We start from the raw sequence: 16,951 nt of genomic DNA, 5'->3' as shown, positions 1-16,951 counted from the left end.
TCAATAATAATTTCTTATATTTCAATAATATTATATAATTTTTTATTATTGTTTTCCAGTGTTATAATCAATTAGAAAAATGAAAATCATTAAATTTAAACGAGAGGTAAAAAAATTATGGATTTTATCAAAAAGAACTTATCTGGTATTTTGGTTTGTTTTATAATTGCTGTACCTGCCTGGCTTCTTGGAAAAGCTTTTCCGGTCATCGGCGGTCCGGTCATTGCAATTCTCGCCGGAATGCTCATCACATTGATTTGGACAGATAAAGGGAAAGCAGAATCTGGCATTAAATGGACTTCCAAAATTATTCTCCAGACTGCTGTCGTACTATTAGGATTCGGAATGAACCTCGGTGTAATCCTGCAGACCGGGAAACAATCACTGCCAATTATTATCTGTACGATCAGTACTTCCCTGATCATTGCATGGTTACTTCGCAGAATTATCAATGTTCCGTCCAACACTGCGATTCTGGTTGGTGTTGGTTCTTCCATCTGTGGAGGTTCTGCTATCGCAGCTACTGCTCCGGTTATTGACGCCGACGATACGGAAGTTGCCCAGGCCATTTCCGTTATCTTTTTCTTCAACGTCATTGCTGCTGTACTATTCCCTGTACTTGGGCACGTCCTCGGCTTTGACACAACGAGCGGTTCTTCCTTCGGACTGTTCGCCGGAACAGCAATTAATGACACTTCTTCTGTAACCGCAGCTGCATCCACCTGGGACAGCATGTGGAATCTTGGAAATGAAACATTGAATAATGCTGTTACCGTTAAGCTGACTCGTACACTTGCAATCATTCCAATTACACTTGTATTGTCTCTGATCCACGCAAAATCCGCATCTGTAAATGGCGAAAAAGCAGGGAATTTTAGCATAAAGAGAGCATTTCCGATGTTTATTTTATACTTCATCATTGCAGCAATTATCACTACTGCATGTATGAGTATGGGAATTAGTGCTGATGTATTCGCACCGCTGAAAGAACTGTCCAAATTCTTCATCATTATGGCCATGGCTGCCATTGGTCTGAACAGTAATGTTATAAAATTAATAAAATCTGGCGGAAAGCCACTTCTTCTCGGTGCTTCCTGCTGGATTGGAATTACCATTGTCAGTCTGACTATGCAACATATTATGCACCTTTGGTAATTTTCTTTAGATATTTTTTTGTTTCTTTGTAAATAATATTTTTAACATTATTGAAACTATAGATACTAGAAGTCTACAAAAAGCTACTAAAACAAACTCGATTGAGATTTCTTCACAGAAAAAAAATAGACAAAGCTTCGGCTTTGTCTATCACTTTCTTCACTTATGAATTATCGTTTCTGTCCACATCTGACTTGCTAATTATTTTGCGTGCACAAGACTCAATGCATCAATTTTTTTCAGCTCTTCATCTGTAAAAGGTGCACTTTCAAGAACCTTCAGATTATCGAGAATCTGCTCTGGTTTTGATGCTCCCACCAGAACACTTGTCACTATGCCATCTTTTAATACCCAGTTCAATGCCATCTGCGCCAGGCTTTCACCTCTCTCTTTGGCAATTTCATTTAAACCACGGATACTTGTGATTTTTTCTTCTGTCAACTGACTTGCCTTAAGGAATCGTCCATCTGTTGCAATACGGCTGTCTGACGGAATTCCGTTCAGATAGCGGTTTGTTAATGTTCCCTGTGCCAGTGGGCTGAATGCAATGATTCCTTTTCCAGACTCTACTGCCGCTTCCTTCAATCCATTTTTTTCGATTGTGCGGTCGAAAATAGAATAGCGGTTCTGATTAATTATAAATGGACAATGCAGCTCTTTCAGAATTGTAGCTGCCTTCTCCATATGTACTCCATCATAATTAGAAATCCCAACATACAGTGCTTTTCCGCTTCGGACAATCTGCGCCAGTGTTTCCATTGTTTCCTCTAATGGAGTTTCCGGATCCATACGGTGATGATAGAAGATATCGACATACTCCAGTCCCATTCTTTTCAGACTCTGATCCAGACTTGCTGTTAGATATTTTTTACTTCCCCAGTTTCCATAAGGACCATCCCACATATCAAAACCAGCTTTTGTACTTATCAACATCTCATCACGATAAACTCCGAGATCCTCTTTTAGGATTCTCCCAAAATTAATCTCTGCACTTCCCGGCTCCGGACCATAGTTATTGGCAAGGTCAAAGTGTGTGATCCCGTAATCAAATGCTGTAAAGCACATTGCTTTCATATTATCATAATCACCATTTGATCCAAAGTTATGCCAAAGTCCCAACGAAACTTTTGGTAATAATAACCCACTTTTTCCACATCGATTATACTGCATAGTTTCATATCGTTTTTCGTCTGCCTGGTACATCATTTATCTCTCCTTCATATATGTATTTAAACTCCTTTGTTATTATATTATCATTTCTGCTAAATAAAAACTATATTTTAGAACAAATAATAAGCCTGAGCGAACCACTATTAAATGGCCGATCAGGCTTATTATTTATCTCCAGACTTCTTCTGCTATTTCTTTTACAAGAGCTAATTTTTTCCACTGCTCTTCTTCTGTCAGCTTATTTCCAATCTCGCAGGAGGCAAATCCGCACTGTGGGCTTAAACACAGACGGTCTAATGGAATGTATTTTGCTGCCTGATGAATTCTAGCAATGACTTTTTCCTTATCTTCTAACTCTGGTTTCTTTGTTGTAATCAGACCAAGAACGACTTTCTTATCCGGAGATACTTTTGCAAGTGGTGCAAATCCACCGGATCTTTCATCGTCATACTCAAGAAGGAGCGCGTCTACATTTTCCTGCGCAAATACATAATCCGCAACGGAATCATATGGGCCACTTGTGAAGAATGTGGAATGATAATTACCTCTGCAAATATGTGAAGTAATGATCATATCTTCTGGTTTTCCTTCCAATGCAAGATTGTTGACTTTCAGAAGTTGTGCCTTTACTTCTTCAATGTCCACTCCCAGTGCTCTGTATCTGAGTTTTGCCGCATCTCCGACAATGGCTCCCCATGTGCAGTCATCAAGCTGAAGATTTCGGCAGCCAGCCTCGTAAAACTGTGTGATAACTTCTTGATAAGCCTTTCCGATGTCCTGAATCAATTTCTCATCATTCTTATAGAATTTTCTTGTCCGGTCAATATTCTGTGGCACAATCATCTGCTGATATGTCTGTGCCGGTGCCGGAATTGTATATTTTGCAACTGTATTTTTATCTTCAAACTGTTTGAGAAATTTGAAATATTCTACAAACGGGTGTGCTTTCGCTTTAATTTTTCCTACAAGATAAGTTGCTTCAAGGTCAGCAACTTCTCCGTTAAACTGAACTCCGCCACCTTCTGCCTCATGTTCAACGCCTTCAAATCCCCACATAAAATCCAGGTGCCAGAATTTTCTGCGGAACTCTCCATCTGTGATTGCATGAAAACCTGCCGCTTTCTGCTTCGTTACAATATCACGGACACATTCATCTGTAATATCGTTTAATTCTTTTTCTGTAATTTTACCTTCACTGAAATCCTTCTTAGCCTGTTTTAGTTTTTCCGGTCTCAGGAAACTTCCTACAAAATCATATCGAAATGGTGTCTTTAATATACTCATATCTTATCCTCCGTCTTCTTTCATCTGATGAGGATAGTCTACCAGTTATTATTCATTGTGTAAAATTTCCTTTTTTATTGGTTTGATATAACTTTTAGTTATGGTTTGCAAGTTTATATTACTTCTCCGGAACACCTTCGGATTTGATAAGATACCCTTCTGCTTCATCAAAACGAATGATGTACTGATATTCACTCTCTCTGCCTTCTTTTTCAGCATCATCATCAGAATAATATGTTAGCCAGATATGATAAGTATTCTTTCCTTCTCGCCATGATTCATCACCGATCAGCCAGTCGTTTTCAAGATTTTTATCCTTTTTCAGTAATGTCTCAGCATATTGCTGTGCCCCGCTCCAGATTCCCATATTCCGGCGCTGTCCCTGCATGGCATTCTGATACTGCCAGAGTGTAGCAAACATAATAACTGCCATAATTCCTGTAAAAAGAACCGTTTTATACTTCTTTTCTTTTTTCTGTCTTTGCCGACGGACACACCGGATTGTTCCAACCATCATCATCGCAATCATGAACAGATACCACAATGTCCAGAAAATCTGTTCTGTTCGTTCTATTCCACCCGGAATCCATTCTGCAATACGGTCACCCCAGATATAATTAACCAGTGATACCAATATTCCAATAGACAAAATCGATGCCACACCATAAATTCTCCGGCTTTCTTCATCATCAATATTCTGAAAAAAATACCACAGAGAAACAAACACGGCTGCTGAGAGTCCGCCGAGCACAAGACCGCCTCCAAGACTGGCAATTTTTGTTGCCCATGCTAATGTACCCACGCCAATCACCAGAATTCCGGCAATGATATTAGCGTTCTTATCCTGCTTTTTCAGTTGCTTTGAAATGTCATCTGCATTTTGAAGCATCTCAGCCACCTCCTTCTGGGTATACTGAGTTTCTGTCGTATCCATATCACCTGTCGGTTTCTTTTTTTCAGAACGCATCAATTCCAGTACCGAAATTCCAAGTACCTGTGCCAGTGGTTCTAATGTCTGGATATCTGGAAATCCAAGTCCACGCTCCCACCGGCTGATTGCTTTATCCGTCACATGAATCTTTTCTGCAAGCTCCGCCTGCGTCATTTTTTTCTCTTTTCTTATCCCGGCAATGAACTGCCCGAACTGTTTCGCCTCCACGTCTTGTCACTTCCTCCTGCTGTTCCCGCTCCGCTATTTTAAGGTGTGCAAAGCGTTTTTACAGTCTCAGCATAGGGGAAAACAGGCTGTTTTGTCAATCTACGAATCCTTTACGTCCCATTTTGCAACTATTATATCCACACAAATGAACATATCAGGAAATAAATATCCTTACGAGCAAACCCAATCTTCTAAATGTTCCAATGCTTGTAAAAATCATTCTATTCACCTTAAATCCTATTCTCTGATGATTTTTAATTCTCTGGGCATCTCACTGAAATCATTCAAGAATGCCTCTGCATTCTTGCTGCGAGGTGCGCGTCATGCAATTGCATGACATACTTCTACTGCGCACATCGTGCTTTCCTACCTGTTCTTTATATCCGGCATACTCTGCTATATGGAGATGCTCAAATAAAGATGGCTCACCTGTATTTTCAAAAAGCAGCTATCATATTGGCCATAACTGTCTTTCCGAAACGTCTGGGACGGGTGATGCCAAAAAAGCGCTGTTCCTGCTGGAGTGCCGGGATTAATTCTTCAAGTATTTCTGATTTATCAACAAAATAAGTCCCATTCATAACCGTTTAAAATTTATCATATGGTTCTTTATTATTTAAAAATTGTCCCATTCTCTACACCCCTCCTTTATACTGCTAATGCAAGTATATCCTTTTTTCGTAATGGTGCAAGAAATGTTTCTAACTGAGGATTGTTCATATTTCACCTTATTCCTCCGGTGTCATAAAATGTATTCTCTCCGGATCGAATCTGTCCTGCTGTGGTCTTTCCTCTGCCGGATATCCCATCGCAAATAAGGAAAATACTTTTACATTTTCCGGAAGATCCAGCATCTTGTGTACAAGTTCCATTCTCTCTTAAATCGGAGCTATTCCGATCCAGACTCCGCCAAGTCCGATTTCATCTGTCTCCAGCCAGATATTCTGCTGTGCAATGGAAAGGTCTATCTCTGCATAAGACGGTGCAACTAATCCTTCTGTCCGATATACTGGTACAATTACGACCGGTGCCCCTGCTGCACATTTGGAATATGGGGTTGCAGTAGACAATTCCTGTATCTTCTCTTTATCTGTCACTACATAGAACTCCCATGGCTGCTGGTTGCACGCACTCGGCGCCTGCATCCCGGCTTTTAAAACCTGCACGATTTTTCCTTTCTCTATCGGTCTGTCCTCGAATTTTCTAACACTGATTCTGTGAAAAATACTACTCATCATTCTAATCTCCTTCTTTTCTATTATCTTTTATCCTCTCACACTTACCAAGTTGTCTTATGTTCATCTGTCACTTCCAGTGTATCAGGATTTACCAGATAAAAATCAACTAACTGTGTATCGTATGTTCCACCCGGATACTTTTTCTCCAGAACATACTCATCACAGTATGTTCCGTTGTCATCTGTCTTTTCTCTATTGTAATACAGACCGTATTCGACACTTACCTGATTTCCATCCTTCGTCTCCTGCCCTGTACTGACAATAACATACGTCTCTCCTTTTGCATTACTGCTGTAAGTAAATTCCGGATTTTCTAATGCATTTGTCTCAATCAGATAATTATAGACTGCCTGCATTCCATTTCTCATTCTTAACCATTCATCACTTTCATATGGTTCTGTATTATCCTGTGAATCACTATTTTCTGTATCAGAATCTGCACTTTCTGAATCGTTATCTGTCTGGTCATTATTTTCTGTATTGTCCGGATTGGAAGCGTCTGGCTGTTCATTTGTAAATGTATCATCTTTTGTCGGTACATATATTTTTTTCATAATAAATGGATTATTCGTTACATACTCTTCTGTATAAGCATTATACCCCATATTACTCCAGCTGACTTCCAGATAGGTGTATCCATTTTCTTTTCTCGTGACGGTTTCCTTATCATCCAGTCCCAGAAATACAGCCAGAAAATTAATAAATAGCAATATCAGCCCTGCAATTGCAATTACTGCACATATGATAAATTTCACAACTTTTTGGATCCATACAGACGATGTAATATTCAGGTGTCTGTGCAGCCAGATAATTCCCAAAATTAACATTACAAACAGTCCCATATTTACAACTATAAGCGAAATTGCAGAAAATACATATCGGATTTCATATCCTGCCCCCCGGTTAATTCCATATGCAGTTCCTAAGAACCAAAATGTGTATGCCAGGAAGATCGTAACTACGAAAGCAAGACCTGGGTATTCTTTTTTGACAGGTTTAATTTGTTCCAGACACGCTGTCATCTGCTCCAGATCATTCATCTGAATCCAGTTTTCCACTAATTCGGAAGCCGGGTAATTTCCTGCATCATCTTTGATGCCTGTATACCGTATCTTTGCTTTTTCTATTTCCTCTTCATTGTCTTCAAAAGAAGCTATAATGATTCTTAAGAAATAAATTAGTTTCATTGCTTTCGCTTTACATTTTTCAATATGCATTGCATCTAATGCCTGTGCTGCTTGTTCATACTGCTTCATCTTGACAAGAATAATTGCATTATTCAGAAGCGCCTGATTTGCCAGAATCGGATTTTTCCAGTATTTGTGATGGTACAGATACAGGTTAAAGTCATGTCGTTCTTCCAGAGACATTTTACATGCGTGCTTTCTGACATAAGACGCATAGCATATGGTAAAACCCCAGGCTAAAACTATAATTGCCAATAACCAGCATAGAAATCCATTCATTTCCAAAAGATTATACCGACAATCCAAATACGCAACGATACAGATAAGAACAATATTCACAATTGCAATCGTCCATCGAATGTATCTGCCCTGTTTCGCCTTTTTCCTCCCCACTTCATTCCAACTGTACTCATCTTCTTTAAAATCATGTACATGATAAATATTCATACATTTTCACTCCTCTTTACGATCATAAATTCTGCCTGCTCTACAACACGATTTTTCAATCACAGCCCTATCTGTAAAAAATATTATTATTTCTGTACTTTCTGTATGCTTTCTAGTTTATAGAGAAAATGTCCCAGACATTCACACATCTGAGACATCTGCCATTCATTTATTCTGTTAATCTTTTAATTCTACTTGATTCTTCTCTTTGCAACTTTACCTGCAAGTTTTATCGCATACATATATATACCATATATACTGCATACATGCATAACATAGCAATGCCTTCTTTTCGGTTAATGACTTTTGAAGTCCACGCAAATACAAGAACTGCACTACTCATTATGATCAATATAAGAGTGTCCACAATATTGTCCATCAGAAATCCTACCGGACTGATTGCTGCTGCAATTCCAAGCACAAGTAAAATATTAAAAATGTTAGAACCTATTACATTTCCAAGCGCCATATCAACTTCGTTCTTTCTCGCTGCAACAATGGAGGTCACAAGCTCTGGAAGACTTGTTCCAAGTGCAACGATTGTAAGTCCGATCAGTGTCTGGCTAAGTCCGAATGACAATGCAATATCTGATGCACTGTCAACAACAAAATCACCTCCGAATTTAATTGCGATCATCCCTCCAACAATAAAGAGTATGCTTTTCCACATTGGAATAATTCTGATTTCATCTTCTACATACTCTCCGGATTCTTTCATCAGCTCGTCCTCTTTGTGCACTGCTCTTGCTTTCTTTACGGAATTGATCATCCAGATAAGGTAACCTGCGAAAAGAATTAAAAAGACAATTCCATCGATGTGTCCCAACTTCATTCCCACATATCCTAGTGCGATCAGCAAAACTGAACAGATAATCGATAATGGAAATTCTTTTACAAGCGTATCTTTTTTTATTGTAAGTGGAGCAAATAAAGCACATGCTCCACATACGACCATAAGATTAAAAATATTCGATCCGACAACATTGCTGACCGCAAGTGTATTATTCCCGGCAAGTGATGCTGTTACACTGACCGCACATTCCGGAAGGCTCGTTCCCATTGCTACAATTGTCATACCGATAATCATGGAAGGAATATAGAGTCGTTTTGCTACCGATGAACTTCCTTCTACGAAATAATCTGCTCCTTTCATCAAAAGTGCAAATCCTATAACAAGAATGATGATTGATTTTACAAGTTCCATTCATCTGTCTCCTTCATTTCAATTTATTTTGGCTACCATTATACCTCAATTGTATAAAAGAAACAACCGACTTATTTTTTTGTTATCAAAGAAACAACTGACTCATAAGTACTTTCTTCCGACTCGCAAATATTCATTACATTCTTTTTCTTAAGTGCTTCTGTCGTCTTTTTTCCAATAGAATAAGCTCGTTCTACCATTATCTCCTCTGTCAGCATCTGAAAAAAACGTTCCACATTGGACGCACTTGTAAATACAGCTTCTGAAATAACTGTATCTGCAGGCTTTAATATATAATCTTGCTCTGATACATTTACATTTTCATATGCATCTGTTTTTATGACATGGCAAAATTTCTGAAGTTCTCTCTCCAAGTCTTCGGAGGCCTCTTTTGCAGAAAATATACAGACTTTCGTCTGGTCACTGATCTGTTTTTTTAAAGCTTTGGCAAGTCCGGCTCCTGTCTGCTCATCTGGAACTAAATCTGCTTTTATCTGATAGTTCTTTAACTCCTGCTCTGTTGCTTTCCCTACAACGCCAAAACGAATTTTTGCAAGGCATCGGATATCTGTGTCATTGAATTTCATATTATAGAAAAAAGCCCTGACACCATTTCTGCTTGTAAAGAGAATCCAGTCGGAGCTGCTAATTTCTTTTTCAAAATCTGAAATTGGGATTGGTAGAATCTTTCCAACCATGATTGTATCAACATCTGCTCCGAGCTGTTGCAAATCTGTAATCAGCTTATTGAAATGTGTTCGTTCTCCCATAGCTTCAATATATGGTACGGTTATTTTTCTCCCGAATAATGGACGTTTTTCAAAAAAATCCAATTGGTCATTCAGTGAAACAACATTCCCCACAACAATGATTGCCGGAGATTCCAGTTTTGCACATTTTACTTTATATCCGATACTCTCCAATGTTCCGATACATTTTTTCTGCGTAGCCAGTGTTCCGTTGGATATCACTGCTGCCGGAGTATCCGGTCTTCTTCCAGCTCTTATCAGTTCTTCTGCAATATGTTCTACATGTGCAAGTCCCATCAGAAATACACAAGTCATGGATTCATCGGTAAGCAGCGTATAATCAATCTGCGCTTCTTCGTCTTTTTTGCTGTGAGCTGTAATGACCTGAAACCCTTTTGCAATCCCTCTGTGCGTAATTGGAATTCCTGCGTCTGCCAATGCTGCAACGACAGAACTAACTCCTGGTACGACTTCTATATCAATCTTTCTTTTCCGAAGATATAATGCTTCTTCACCGCCTCTTCCAAAGACATAAGGATCACCACCCTTTAGCCGTACGACCAGACTGTATTCTCTGGATTTTTTATATAATAACTCATTGATCGCATCTTGCTTCATGATATGCTTGTGATTTTCTTTTCCTACATAAATGCACTCACAGTCATGCTTTGCCATTCCAAGCAGTTCCGGCGATGCAAGTCTGTCATAGATGATACAGTCTGCCTCTTCTATATATTTTTTCCCTTTTATCGTGAGCAGACCGGTATCTCCTGCCCCTGCTCCAACTAATATAACTTTACCCATTTTATTCTTCATGACTTAATTGTATTTGAATTTTTTCTACTGCTTCTCTGGCAATCTGTCTGCAGATTTCATCTATCTGTGATGAATCTTCTATTTTATTTAAAACTGCAGATTCCACCTTTGTATATGCCAGTTTTTTCCCATCCTCCGTTCCAAACATTGCTCTTAATATTAGTTTTTCATCCTGTATCTTGCAATATGCTCCTACCGGAAGATGACAGCTTCCTCCAATTTGTTTCAAAAATTGTCTTTCTGCTTTTACACATATATCTGTTTCCTGATCAGACAATCTATTTAGTTTTCTGATTAATTGTATATTATCTGCTTTTACTTCCAGCGCAAGTGTCCCCTGGGCCGGGGCCGGAATCATCTGATCCGGCTCAAGATAGCAGGTAATCTCTTGCTCTCTTCCTAGTCTGTTAATACCTGCTGCGGCAAGTACAATTCCATCCATCTCTTCTTCCTGCATTTTTCGAATCCTTGTATCTACATTTCCACGGATCCCAACTATGTTAAGATCAGGGCGGATTTTCAGAAGCTGATACTTTCTACGCTTGCTTCCCGTTCCAATCACAGCTCCTTTCGGAAGGTCGTCCACAGACACTGCCTCTCTCAAGATCAGAACATCTCTTGGATCTTCCCGCTTCCATGCCTTTGCAAATATTAATCCATCTGCCGTTGTATCTGGCATGTCTTTCATAGAGTGTACTGCAAGATGAATCTTCTCTTCCAAAAGTTCTTCCTCAATTTCTTTTACAAATATGCCCTTTGATCCAATCTGGTCAAGCCGGCTTTTCGGATCCATATCTCCGGTCGTTTTTATGATTACTACATCAAATTCATCTTCCGGAAATGCACTTTTTAATTTTTTAATAACCTGCTTTGTCTGGGCAAGCGCCAGATTTGATCCTCTTGTTCCTACCCGGTATCTCATATCTACTCCTGTGGCAATTCTCCATTTTCAATGGCTGTATTTACTATTTCTTTAAATATTTCTTTTCGTTTTTCTTCTGTGTCATACTTTTCTATCACACGCTTTCTGATCTTCCCCATATATTCATTCAATTCTCCAAGAAATGGTGTCAGAATCTCCTTTTCCTGACTTTTTAAATATTGTGCCAGCACAGGGCTGTTTCCACTACTCGAAAATGCTGCAATAAGATTTTTTTCTTTTATATATGAAGAAAAGATAAAGCTGCAGTCCTCTTTCTGGTCCACAGCATTTACCATAATTCCTTTTGAATTACAGATTTCTGCAATATGGTGATTCAACAAGTTATCATCTGTTGCAGCGATTACCATAAACATATTATCACAATCTGCATCTTCAAAACACTTTTTTTGTAATTCTAACTGATTACTTTTTTTTACAATTTCATTGATTTTATCGCAGATATTCTCTCCGACTACAACCACTCTGGCTTCAAAATCCAGAAGTACTTTTACTTTCCGGTATGCCACCATCCCTCCGCCGACCACCAGGCACGGCTGATCCTTCAAGTTCACAAACATAGGAAAATACGCCATATTACACCACTTTCCGATCCATACTATACTCATGCATCATCCCAAGAAATACTGGACGGAGCTTTAAAGAAAATGCTGTCGCCAATACACATAATATAAAATCCGGTGCAATCGTAATCAGACAATATTCCACAACTACAACGCTCCAGCTCACAGGAGTTGCTGCATAAAAATTATTTATACAATAAAAGTAAATTGCTCCAATCGTATAATAAGTCACCAGTCCCGCAACTGATGCCATTAAGAACATTCCCTTATGATTTTTTCCTACTTTTTCTGTAATAGTACCAATGATAAATGCTGCCAGTACAAAACCAAGTAAGAATCCAAATCCTGGTCTGAAAATGTATGCAGGTCCACCTCCGGCAGCAAATACCGGAACTCCGACAAGTCCAATGCTAAGATACACGATCACACTTACCGTTGCAAGTTTTGCACCAAGCAGAAAACCTGCCATCAACACAAAAAACCATTGAAATGTAAAGTGCATGGTGTACATTGGCAATGGTATATCAACTTTTATAAATGCACCGATTGCGATCAAAGCTGCAAACAGTGCACAGGTTGTCAATTCTTTCGTTTTTAATTTCATTTTTTATTCCTTTTTACTATACTTAGAAATAATATTCATCTGAATAAATTCGCAAATCCTCTTTTTCCACCTGACCATTTTCTATATGGAAAGAATTCAACACTGGATTTTCTGCCATAAATGATATGATCATATAGCTGGCATTGGAATCAAATGCAAGTTTGATATCCTCCTGCGACGGTCTGGACGGACTGGATGGATGTGAATGCCAGTTACCAAGTGGTTTTAATCCATTCGCCCTCATATCTTTGATTGCTGACAGTTGTTCTTTCGGATCCAGTGTAAAATGATCCTCTGCATGATCAACATTTGTCAGGTAATAAACTTTTTCAATTAAACGACCATTTTCATCTTCGCTTCCTGCGATCAGTCCGCAGGCTTCTTCTGGAAGATGCCCGGTTGCATACCGGGCAATCTCATCAAGAAGTGTATATTTCATTCTTATAATTGCCATACTTATACCTCTTCACTGATTACAAATTACTCTTCTTTTCTTGGTGCCTCAAATCTGCCTGATGTCTCCTCACATACTTCCTGTTCGTAATCAATCGGCTCAAGAATTGTCGGGTGATCTCCGCACACTGCACAGTTATGTGTATCTTTTGGAAGCTTGATTTTATGAAATTCCATCGTCAGAGCGTCAAAAGTAAGCAGCGCACCTGTCAATAAATCTCCAACTCCCAGCAAATATTTGATTGCTTCCATAGCTTGAAGGGAACCAATGACTCCACCCATAGCTCCAATGACACCTGCCTGCTTGCAGGTTGGAACTGCATCCTTCGGTGGTGGATTTTTAAATACACATCTGTAACATGGTCCTTCTCCCGGAACATATGTCATAAGCTGACCTTTAAAACGGATAATTCCTGCATGTGAAAATGGTTTTTTCTCCAGTACACATGCATCGTTGATCAGGAATTTTGCCGGAAAATTATCTGTTCCGTCAATAATAAAATCATAATCCCGGATCAGTTCTCTGATATTCGTAGAATCCACGAACATGCGGTATGTATTGACTGTAACATCCGGATTCATGGCGTTCATTGTCTCTTTTGCCGATCTGACCTTTGCTTTTCCTACATCTGCTGTTGTATGGATAATCTGTCTCTGAAGATTGGACAGATCAACTTCGTCTGCATCTACAATTCCGATTGTTCCAACTCCTGCTGCTGCAAGGTACATAGCTGCCGGAGCTCCAAGACCACCGGCTCCAATAATCAGAACTTTCCCTTTCAGCAACTTCTTCTGACCTTTTGCGCCTACTTCTTTTAGAATAATATGGCGGGAATAACGTTCAATCTGTTCATCTGTCATTGCCATTAACATCCACCTCCCATGAAATAAAGAAATTCTACAACATCTCCTTCTTTTAATACGGTTGTCTCTTTCTCATCTGAAGGAACAAACTCTTCATTAATAGATACCGTTACATACTCTGGCATCTCTACATTTTCCTGCTCAATTAACTCCGGTAATATCAGATTATCCTTTACTTCTTTCTTTTCTCCTGAAACTACAATTATCATAGTGTCTTCCTCCTGACCCATATTATTACAGTAAAGCTTCCACCCAGGTCTTAAGCTCTACCAGAGTGTATGCTCCTATTTTTCGATCTAATACTTCTGCATTTTTTACAAAGAGAAGGGTTGGATTCGCTGCTATCTGATATTCTTTTGCCAGCTCCTTATCAAAATTGGTATTCACCTTATATACATATAACTTTCCTTCATAATCATCTTCTATATCTCCCAATGCCGGTGCAAGCTTTTTACATGCTATGCAGGAATCAGAATAAAAATCTACGATGACCGGAAGATCACTCTTTAAAACTTTCTCTTCAAAATCATCCTTGTTGATCCGTACTGCCATATTATTCTTCTACCTTTCTGACATACAGTGTATAAGTTCCGTCCGCATTATCCTCAAGCTTTAAGATCTTATGTCCTTCTTCTTTCATACTTCTTGGAACATTCTGAACAGGCTCTCCGTCATTCATTCGAATTGCAAGGATTTCACCATCATCCAGCTCTTCAATTGCTACTTTAGCTTTTACAAATGTGAGTGGGCAAACCTTATCTGTAATATCTACCTGGTCGTCAAATTGTATTTCTGCCATGCTCTTTCTCTCCTTTTCGATTCTTATCGACATTTTGTTTGTCAGTACACCTATCTGCCTTCGTAAGCAGCCTGAACCTCTTTTTTGAATTCTTCCTTTCCGATTCTCTCAAGTGTCAGTCGGAAACGCTCACCTGCATTTGCATACTTTTCAAAAAATGAAATAGCCGCATCTGTGACTCTGAAAAGAGTTTCTTTATCACGGATGATCGGAACAATCTGTTCACCTTTATAAATCTTATTTCCAAATAATCCACCAAAGGAAACGATATACCCCGGCTCTCCGACCCACGCATCTGTTGGACAGCTCTTTACACATCGTGCACAGTTATTACATTTTTCTCTATCGATGACGATTTTTCCATCTTCCATGCGAAGTGCTCCTTCGCGACAGGCTTTTAGACACACGCCACACTGGATACAGTCATCATGATTGCACTCAACTGTCATGCCTCCTTTGATTCCAACATCGTTCTCCTCTGCTTTCAGGCAGTTGTTCTGGCAGCCTGTAACACCAAATTTGAATTTATGAGGAAGTTCTCTTCCAAAATATCTTGCATCTAATTCCTTTGCCAGTGTATAAGTATCAATGCAGCCACTTGGACAGATAGCTGCGCCCTGACAGGCCGTGATCGTACGGACTCTCGGTCCACAGACACCTGTTCCGACTCCACCTTTTGCAAGCTCTTCTTTTACTTCATTGATATCTTCTACTTTTATAAATGGAATCTCAATTCCCTGTCTGGAAGTCATATGCACATATCCATGTCCATACTTTTCAGCCACCTCTGCAACTGTCTTTATATTTTCAGCAGTCAGATTTCCTCCCACAACTGCAAGTCTTAAGGAAAAACAGCCTTTCTGCTTTTGTCTCATAAATCCACCTTTTTTTAATGCAGCATAATCAACCTTTTCTGCCATTTTCATTCTCCTCCTGTACCTTGTTCCTGATTAGTCTCTGATTTTTGAGCGCCTTTGTATCTCCTATGTTGGAAATGATATACGGGATTGTAAGACTGTCAATAAATTTAAATGCCTTTTCTTTACTTCCTACGCGAAGTGTAAGAATTGCGCCATATCCATGTTCAAACTGTTCTTTTGTAACATGATGCCAGGAACTACTTTCCAGTCCCGGATAATTTACTATTATATCAGAATAATTCTCTGCAATCCAGTGTGCAAGTTCCAGTGCATTTTGGCACTCACGTTCCATTCTAAGTCCAAGTGTTTCAATACCGATCAGATTCAGATATGCATTGACCGGAGAAAGGCATGCCCCTGTATTTCTAAAAATCCCATTCCGAAGTTTTGCTACAAATGCCATCGGTCCATTTTTGTTGTAATTCCAAAATTGTCCTGTCCTCTTTTTTGTGCAATATTTTGAATATCCCTTCCTGTAATACCATCACAGACCATTACCAGATCCGTAATTCTAACAATATTGAAAATTATACAAACGCCCCACGGTAATTTCCGTGGGGCGTATTAGTGCTTATTTATGTGTTTATTTTGCTGTCTGTGCGTCAATAAATGAAAAATTCATTCTTTTTAATACCTGGATCAGCACTTTTCCGATTGCAAGCACCAGTACCGCTGCTGCAATTGCTTCCGGAATACCAGATGCTGTAACAGTTCCCATAACAAGTCCCCATACAGCGCTTATTGCTACATCCTTTGCCTGTGCATACTGCTGTGCAAATAACAGATAAATACTTCCCATAACTGTGATCGTATTCACCATAGATCCGACGAATCCAACGATTGGAAGTGCAATGATCTGATTCACTTTCAGTTTGTTAAAGAGAATCCATAACCATCCGGCTGCGATTCCAATCAACATACGGCATCCTACAGAAATCCAGATTGCCTTGATTGCTCCCGGAATTCCAGTAGTGCTCATGAACGGAGAAAATGCAAAAGACAAAAGGGTTGGTGCCATTGTGTTGCTCACCAGTGAACATACACCAAACACAAATCCAAGAATTGCCCCTGCTGACGGTCCCAACAGAATTGCTCCGATGATTACCGGGATGTGTACGGTTGTCGCCTTAATAATTGGAAGCTGGATCATTCCAAGCGGTGTATTCGCCAGAAGAATGACAATTGCTGCCATAAGTGCAACACTGACCATCCACTGAGTGTCGTGTTTTTTTGTTTTCATTATTCAATTACCTCCTTGTTATCATTCCTGCCATGCAGGATACAATACAATTACCGAGTAATTATAACATCTGTTCTACTATAGATACAAGTATTAAATTAAGTATAAAGACTTCCCATACCCAAAATGGGACTTGTACCTTGAAAACTCTATATTTCA

Annotated in this window: 21 protein-coding genes; 1 reads left to right on the top strand and 20 read right to left on the bottom strand. The window is 39.2% G+C overall.

Features of this window, described 5'->3' with window-relative positions:
• Window positions 1–117 precede the first annotated feature (117 nt).
• Complete coding sequence (locus LI149_RS04610) at window positions 118–1,155, top strand: YeiH family protein (protein ID WP_227143015.1); 1,038 nt, start codon at window positions 118–120, stop codon at window positions 1,153–1,155.
• A gap of 201 nt (window positions 1,156–1,356) precedes the next feature.
• Here the strand turns inward: LI149_RS04610 and LI149_RS04605 are convergent, their stop codons facing one another.
• The 20 genes from LI149_RS04605 to LI149_RS04515 all read right to left on the bottom strand — a co-directional run bounded on the left by LI149_RS04605 (window position 1,357) and on the right by LI149_RS04515 (window position 16,792).
• Window positions 1,357–2,358, bottom strand: a complete 1,002-nt coding sequence (locus LI149_RS04605; protein ID WP_304515579.1) for an aldo/keto reductase — start codon at window positions 2,356–2,358, stop codon at window positions 1,357–1,359.
• A gap of 135 nt (window positions 2,359–2,493) precedes the next feature.
• Window positions 2,494–3,609: a 5-methyltetrahydropteroyltriglutamate--homocysteine S-methyltransferase gene (locus LI149_RS04600; RefSeq protein WP_005335383.1), complete on the bottom strand. Its 1,116-nt coding sequence runs from the start codon at window positions 3,607–3,609 to the stop codon at window positions 2,494–2,496.
• A 118-nt stretch (window positions 3,610–3,727) separates the two neighbouring features.
• Window positions 3,728–4,768, bottom strand: coding sequence for a helix-turn-helix domain-containing protein (locus LI149_RS04595; protein ID WP_227143013.1), 1,041 nt, complete (start codon window positions 4,766–4,768; stop codon window positions 3,728–3,730).
• A gap of 437 nt (window positions 4,769–5,205) precedes the next feature.
• On the bottom strand, window positions 5,206–5,349 hold the full coding sequence (locus LI149_RS15690) for an AAA family ATPase (protein WP_227143012.1): 144 nt from the start codon (window positions 5,347–5,349) through the stop codon (window positions 5,206–5,208).
• Between the two features lie 147 nt (window positions 5,350–5,496).
• Window positions 5,497–5,640 carry a hypothetical protein gene (locus tag LI149_RS15540; RefSeq protein ID WP_331464030.1) on the bottom strand — a complete coding sequence of 48 codons (144 nt, stop codon included), beginning with the start codon at window positions 5,638–5,640 and terminating at the stop codon, window positions 5,497–5,499.
• 6 nt (window positions 5,641–5,646) lie between these two features.
• Window positions 5,647–6,006 (bottom strand): nitroreductase family protein, encoded by a 360-nt coding sequence (locus LI149_RS04585; RefSeq protein WP_331464029.1) that lies wholly within the window; start codon window positions 6,004–6,006, stop codon window positions 5,647–5,649.
• Window positions 6,007–6,047: 41 nt separating this feature from the next.
• On the bottom strand, window positions 6,048–7,640 hold the full coding sequence (locus LI149_RS04580) for a hypothetical protein (RefSeq protein ID WP_227143011.1): 1,593 nt from the start codon (window positions 7,638–7,640) through the stop codon (window positions 6,048–6,050).
• 229 nt (window positions 7,641–7,869) lie between these two features.
• Window positions 7,870–8,844, bottom strand: a complete 975-nt coding sequence (locus tag LI149_RS04575; protein WP_173785651.1) for a calcium/sodium antiporter — start codon at window positions 8,842–8,844, stop codon at window positions 7,870–7,872.
• Between the two features lie 71 nt (window positions 8,845–8,915).
• Window positions 8,916–10,409, bottom strand: a complete 1,494-nt coding sequence (cobA, locus tag LI149_RS04570) for a uroporphyrinogen-III C-methyltransferase (protein WP_173785652.1) — start codon at window positions 10,407–10,409, stop codon at window positions 8,916–8,918.
• Complete coding sequence (gene hemC / locus LI149_RS04565; RefSeq protein ID WP_173785653.1) at window positions 10,399–11,331, bottom strand: hydroxymethylbilane synthase; 933 nt, start codon at window positions 11,329–11,331, stop codon at window positions 10,399–10,401. Before hemC ends, cobA begins: the two co-directional genes overlap by 11 nt.
• Before the next feature lie 2 nt (window positions 11,332–11,333).
• Complete coding sequence (locus LI149_RS04560) at window positions 11,334–11,957, bottom strand: bifunctional precorrin-2 dehydrogenase/sirohydrochlorin ferrochelatase (RefSeq protein ID WP_227143010.1); 624 nt, start codon at window positions 11,955–11,957, stop codon at window positions 11,334–11,336.
• Window positions 11,926–12,516 carry a biotin transporter BioY gene (locus LI149_RS04555; protein ID WP_173822462.1) on the bottom strand — a complete coding sequence of 197 codons (591 nt, stop codon included), beginning with the start codon at window positions 12,514–12,516 and terminating at the stop codon, window positions 11,926–11,928. Before LI149_RS04555 ends, LI149_RS04560 begins: the two co-directional genes overlap by 32 nt.
• A gap of 22 nt (window positions 12,517–12,538) precedes the next feature.
• Window positions 12,539–12,970 carry a M67 family metallopeptidase gene (locus LI149_RS04550; protein WP_005335368.1) on the bottom strand — a complete coding sequence of 144 codons (432 nt, stop codon included), beginning with the start codon at window positions 12,968–12,970 and terminating at the stop codon, window positions 12,539–12,541.
• Between the two features lie 26 nt (window positions 12,971–12,996).
• The gene (locus LI149_RS04545) at window positions 12,997–13,836 is read right to left on the bottom strand and encodes a molybdopterin-synthase adenylyltransferase MoeB (protein WP_227143009.1); all 840 of its coding nucleotides are present in this window, start codon (window positions 13,834–13,836) and stop codon (window positions 12,997–12,999) included.
• Window positions 13,836–14,042 carry a sulfur carrier protein ThiS gene (thiS, locus tag LI149_RS04540; RefSeq protein WP_117614230.1) on the bottom strand — a complete coding sequence of 69 codons (207 nt, stop codon included), beginning with the start codon at window positions 14,040–14,042 and terminating at the stop codon, window positions 13,836–13,838. The genes LI149_RS04545 and thiS overlap by 1 nt, the downstream gene beginning before the upstream one ends.
• 25 nt (window positions 14,043–14,067) lie before the next feature.
• On the bottom strand, window positions 14,068–14,385 hold the full coding sequence (locus tag LI149_RS04535; protein ID WP_227078480.1) for a co-chaperone YbbN: 318 nt from the start codon (window positions 14,383–14,385) through the stop codon (window positions 14,068–14,070).
• 1 nt (window position 14,386) lies between these two features.
• Window positions 14,387–14,632 (bottom strand): sulfurtransferase TusA family protein, encoded by a 246-nt coding sequence (locus LI149_RS04530; RefSeq protein WP_117614228.1) that lies wholly within the window; start codon window positions 14,630–14,632, stop codon window positions 14,387–14,389.
• Between the two features lie 50 nt (window positions 14,633–14,682).
• Window positions 14,683–15,552: a 4Fe-4S binding protein gene (locus LI149_RS04525; RefSeq protein ID WP_227078479.1), complete on the bottom strand. Its 870-nt coding sequence runs from the start codon at window positions 15,550–15,552 to the stop codon at window positions 14,683–14,685.
• Window positions 15,536–15,955 (bottom strand): PLP-dependent transferase, encoded by a 420-nt coding sequence (locus tag LI149_RS04520; protein ID WP_173785656.1) that lies wholly within the window; start codon window positions 15,953–15,955, stop codon window positions 15,536–15,538. Before LI149_RS04520 ends, LI149_RS04525 begins: the two co-directional genes overlap by 17 nt.
• A gap of 180 nt (window positions 15,956–16,135) precedes the next feature.
• The gene (locus LI149_RS04515) at window positions 16,136–16,792 is read right to left on the bottom strand and encodes an ECF transporter S component (protein WP_005335357.1); all 657 of its coding nucleotides are present in this window, start codon (window positions 16,790–16,792) and stop codon (window positions 16,136–16,138) included.
• Window positions 16,793–16,951 lie beyond the last annotated feature (159 nt).

The sequence above is a fragment of the Dorea sp. 210702-DFI.3.17 genome (assembly GCF_020560825.1).
GTDB classification, from domain to species: Bacteria; Bacillota; Clostridia; order Lachnospirales; family Lachnospiraceae; genus Dorea; species Dorea formicigenerans.
This window is presented reverse-complemented; position numbering and strand designations above follow the sequence as displayed.